We start from the raw sequence: 3,530 nt of genomic DNA, 5'->3' as shown, positions 1-3,530 counted from the left end.
GGGAGGGAGCCGGGCTCGGCTCAGGGGCGGGCGAGCGCCGCCCTCCGGCGGTGCCGGGCCACCCGCTCCCGGTTGCCGCACACCTCGCTGGAGCACCAGCGGCGACGGCGGCCGCGGGACGTGTCGAGGTACACGATCGGGCAGTTGTCGCCCTCGCACTGCCGGAGCAGGGCGCGGGCCGCCGGGTCGGTGAGCAGGTCGACGGCATCCCTGGCGACGGCGGCGACGAGCGCCGCGCAGCCGGGCTCGCCGCGCAGGACGCGGACCAGCGTGCCGTCGGCGGCACGTACCGCACACGGGGCCGGGGGTGCCGCGGCGGCCAGCGCGTTGACGCGGTCGAGCGCGGCCGCGGCGGCGAGGGGCCGGCCCTCGATCTCGCCACGCACCAACTGTCCTACCTGTGCGCGCAGTTCACGGAAGGCGGCGAGCCACTGCGGGCCCGCTCCGTGCAGTAACGCTTCCGCGGGAACGAGGCCGGCGCCGGCGAGCCAGGCGCGCAGCCGCTCCACGGAGTCGAGCCGTTCCACGGGGTGGTTCGTCGCCACGAGGTCCAGGCAGCTCCGCCCGGAGTCGAATCGCAGCTCGTACGGAGCCGGGGCCGTGCCCAACGCCATGCGCCTGTCACCGCCTTGGGGGTTACCGGTGAGTGAATGCCGTCGCGTACCCCTACAGTGCCCGTCCCCGGCCGGGTCCGGAACCCGCCGCACCAGGTTCCCCCAAGAACCCCCACCCCCGGTTGGCGGGGGTGGCGCGCGCCTCACCCCGCGTACTTCGACCCCGACGACGGGTCGATCGCCAGCCGGTACCCCCGCTTCACGACCGTCTGGATCAGCTTCGGCGTGCCGAGCGCGGTGCGCAGGCGGGCCATCGCGGACTCCACCGCGTGCTCGTCACTGCCCGCGCCCGGCAGCGCGCGCAGCAGCTCGGCGCGGGCCACCACCCAGCCGGGGCGGCGGGCGAGGGCGCCGAGCAGGGACATGCCCGCGGGCGGCACGGCCCGCAGCTCCTCGTCGACCAGGACGGCGTGCCCGCGGATCTCCACACGGTGCCCGGCGACGGTCAACGCCCTTGCCCGGGAGGGCAGTTCCCGGCACAACACCTGCACGAGCGGACCGAGCCTGAACCGCTCCGGCTGCACGGTGTCGATGCCCAGGGACTGCAGCGGCAGTGCGGTGACGGGCCCCACACAGGCGGTCAGCACGTCGTGGCGCAGGGCGGCGAGGAGTTCGGGCGTCATGCCGCGCTCCTCGGCGCGGGCGAGCAGGGACGCGGCGGCGGGCGCGCTGGTGAACGTCAGCGCGTCGACGCCCCGCCCGACGGTCGCGTCGAGCAGCCGGTCCACGGGCGTGAGGTCCTCCGGGGGCAGCCATCGGTAGACGGGCACCATGACGACCTCGGCCCCGCCGGCCCGCAGCGCCTCGACGAAGCCGGGCAGCGGCTCCCCGTGCAGCTGCAGGGCGACGCGCCGCCCGTCCACCCCCTCACCGAGCAGCCGGTCCAACACCTCCGCCATGGATTCGGAGGAGGGGGACCACTCCTCGGTGAGCCCGGCGGCCCGCACGGCTCCCTTCACCTTCGGCCCGCGGGCGAGCAGTTCGACCCCGCGCAGACAGCGCAGCAGCGCCTCCCCGTACCCCCAGCCTTCGGCGGCCTCGATCCAGCCGCGGAACCCGATGGCGGTGGTGGCGACGACGACGTCGGGCGCGTGGTCGATCAACTGCTTGGTCGCGTCGAGCAGTTCACCGTCGTCGGCGAGCGGCACGATGCGCAGGGCGGGCGCGTGCAGCACGGTGGCGCCGCGCCGCTCCAGCAGGGCGCCGAGCTCGTCGGCGCGCCGGGCCGCGGTCACGCCGACGGTGAATCCGGCGAGGGGGCTGGGGGTGGTCGGGTCGTTCCTGGATGGGGCGTGCATAAGCGGCTCTCGTTTCAGTCCCGTCAGTCCGTCAGTCCCGTCGATCCCGTCGACCTCGTCGGTCCCACTCGTGTTTCGTGGACGGCGGACGACCGAGCCTGTCAACGGCGCGTGACGGGCCCGGTTCGCTCCGATGTCCGCCGTGTTACGTCACACCTCGGCATAGCTGAGCTGCGGCTTCTCCTCAGTGTCCGCCGTGGCGGTCGTACGGGCGACCGGCCGGCGAAGGTATACGGCCCAGGTGACGCCCGCACACACACCGTAGAAGGCGAGGAAGGCGACGTACGCCCCGGTGCCGGACCCCACCGTCTGGAAGGACTGCCGCAGCGCGAGGTTGATGCCGAGCCCGCCGAGCCCGCCGACGGCGCCGATCAGCCCCATGGCCGCGCCGGACAGCCGCCGCCCCTGGGCCGCGGCCTCCTCCCCCGCGAGCCCCTCCGCCTCGGCCTTGGCCTGGAAGATCCCGGGGATCATCTTGTACGTGGATCCGTTGCCGAGCCCCGTCAGCACGAAGAGCGCGACGAACGCGCCGACGAAGAGCGGCAGCGACTCACGCAGGGACGCGATCACGACGACGCCGGTGGCGGCGCCCATCCCGAGGAAGTTCCACAGGGTGATGCGGGCCCCGCCGAACCGGTCGGCGAGCCGCCCGCCGACGGGCCGGATCAGCGAGCCGAGCAACGGCCCGACGAACGTCAGCTGCGCGGCCTCCAAGGGCGTACGCCCGAACTGCGTCTGCAGGACGAGCCCGAAGGCGAAGCCGTACCCGATGAACGACCCGAACGTCCCCACGTACAGGAACGACATGATCCACGTGTGCGGATCCCGCGTCGCGGCCTTCACCGCCCCCGTGTCGTTGCGGACGGAGGAAATGCTGTCCATGAAGAGAAACGCACAGACGGCGGACACGACGATGAGCGGTATATAAACCCCCAGCACCACCCGGGGCCCGCCCCCGGCCCCGATGACGGCAAGCCCCACGAGCTGCACCACGGGCACGCCGATGTTGCCGCCCCCGGCGTTCAGCCCGAGCGCCCACCCCTTCTTGCGCAGCGGGAAGAAGGAGTTGATGTTGGTCATGCTGGAGGCGAAGTTGCCACCGCCGACGCCGGTGAGCAGCGCACACAGCATGAACGTGCCGTACGACGTCCCCGGTTCCATGACGACGAACGCGGCGACGGTGGGCACCAGCAGGAGCGAGGCGGCGATGACGGTCCAGTTGCGCCCCCCGAACCGCGCCACGGCAAAGGTGTAGGGAACCCGGACGACGGCCCCGACCAGGGTCGCCATCGACACGAGGAAGAACTTCCCGGCCGCGTCGATCCCGTACTCCGGCCCCATGAACAGCACCATCACCGACCACAGGCTCCATACGGAGAACCCGACGTGCTCGGACACCACGGAGAACGCGAGATTCCGCCGGGCGACCTTCTCCCCGCCCTCCTCCTTCCAGAACCTCTCGTCCTCCGGTTCCCACCGCTCGATCCACATCTCACGCCTCCAGGGGTACTCCGCGGGCAGCGGCCGACGATCCCGAAGGTAGGGAGATCGCATTTCAACCTTGTGCCGCGCGATGACCACCGCGGAACGTTGCTCTCACGAAGGGTGGGGTGGGGGC

Annotated in this window: 3 protein-coding genes; all 3 read right to left on the bottom strand. The window is 72.7% G+C overall.

Going from position 1 to position 3,530, the window contains the following annotated elements:
- Nucleotides 1-20: 20 nt before the first annotated feature.
- The 3 genes from AOK03_RS14225 to AOK03_RS14215 all read right to left on the bottom strand — a co-directional run bounded on the left by AOK03_RS14225 (nt 21) and on the right by AOK03_RS14215 (nt 3,403).
- Nucleotides 21-614, bottom strand: coding sequence for a CGNR zinc finger domain-containing protein (locus tag AOK03_RS14225; RefSeq protein WP_055565613.1), 594 nt, complete (start codon nt 612-614; stop codon nt 21-23).
- Between the two features lie 143 nt (nt 615-757).
- A complete protein-coding gene (locus AOK03_RS14220) occupies nt 758-1,912 on the bottom strand; it encodes a uroporphyrinogen-III synthase (protein WP_055565612.1) in 1,155 nt (384 codons plus the stop codon).
- A 150-nt stretch (nt 1,913-2,062) separates the two neighbouring features.
- Entirely contained in the window at nt 2,063-3,403 is a 1,341-nt protein-coding gene (locus tag AOK03_RS14215) for a nitrate/nitrite transporter (protein ID WP_055565611.1), read from the bottom strand.
- Between the last annotated feature and the right edge of the window lie 127 nt (nt 3,404-3,530).

The organism is Streptomyces atriruber (assembly GCF_001418325.1).
In the GTDB taxonomy this organism is placed as follows: Bacteria; Actinomycetota; Actinomycetes; order Streptomycetales; family Streptomycetaceae; genus Streptomyces; species Streptomyces atriruber.
The sequence above is the reverse complement of the archived record's forward strand: the minus strand, read 5'-3'. Positions and strand labels throughout refer to the sequence as shown.

Coding starts and splice junctions, on each gene's coding strand:
- AOK03_RS14225 (WP_055565613.1), bottom strand. CDS start 614: ATGGCGTTGGGCACGGCCCCGGCTCCGTACGAGCTGCGATTCGACTCC.
- AOK03_RS14220 (WP_055565612.1), bottom strand. CDS start 1,912: ATGCACGCCCCATCCAGGAACGACCCGACCACCCCCAGCCCCCTCGCC.
- AOK03_RS14215 (WP_055565611.1), bottom strand. CDS start 3,403: ATGTGGATCGAGCGGTGGGAACCGGAGGACGAGAGGTTCTGGAAGGAG.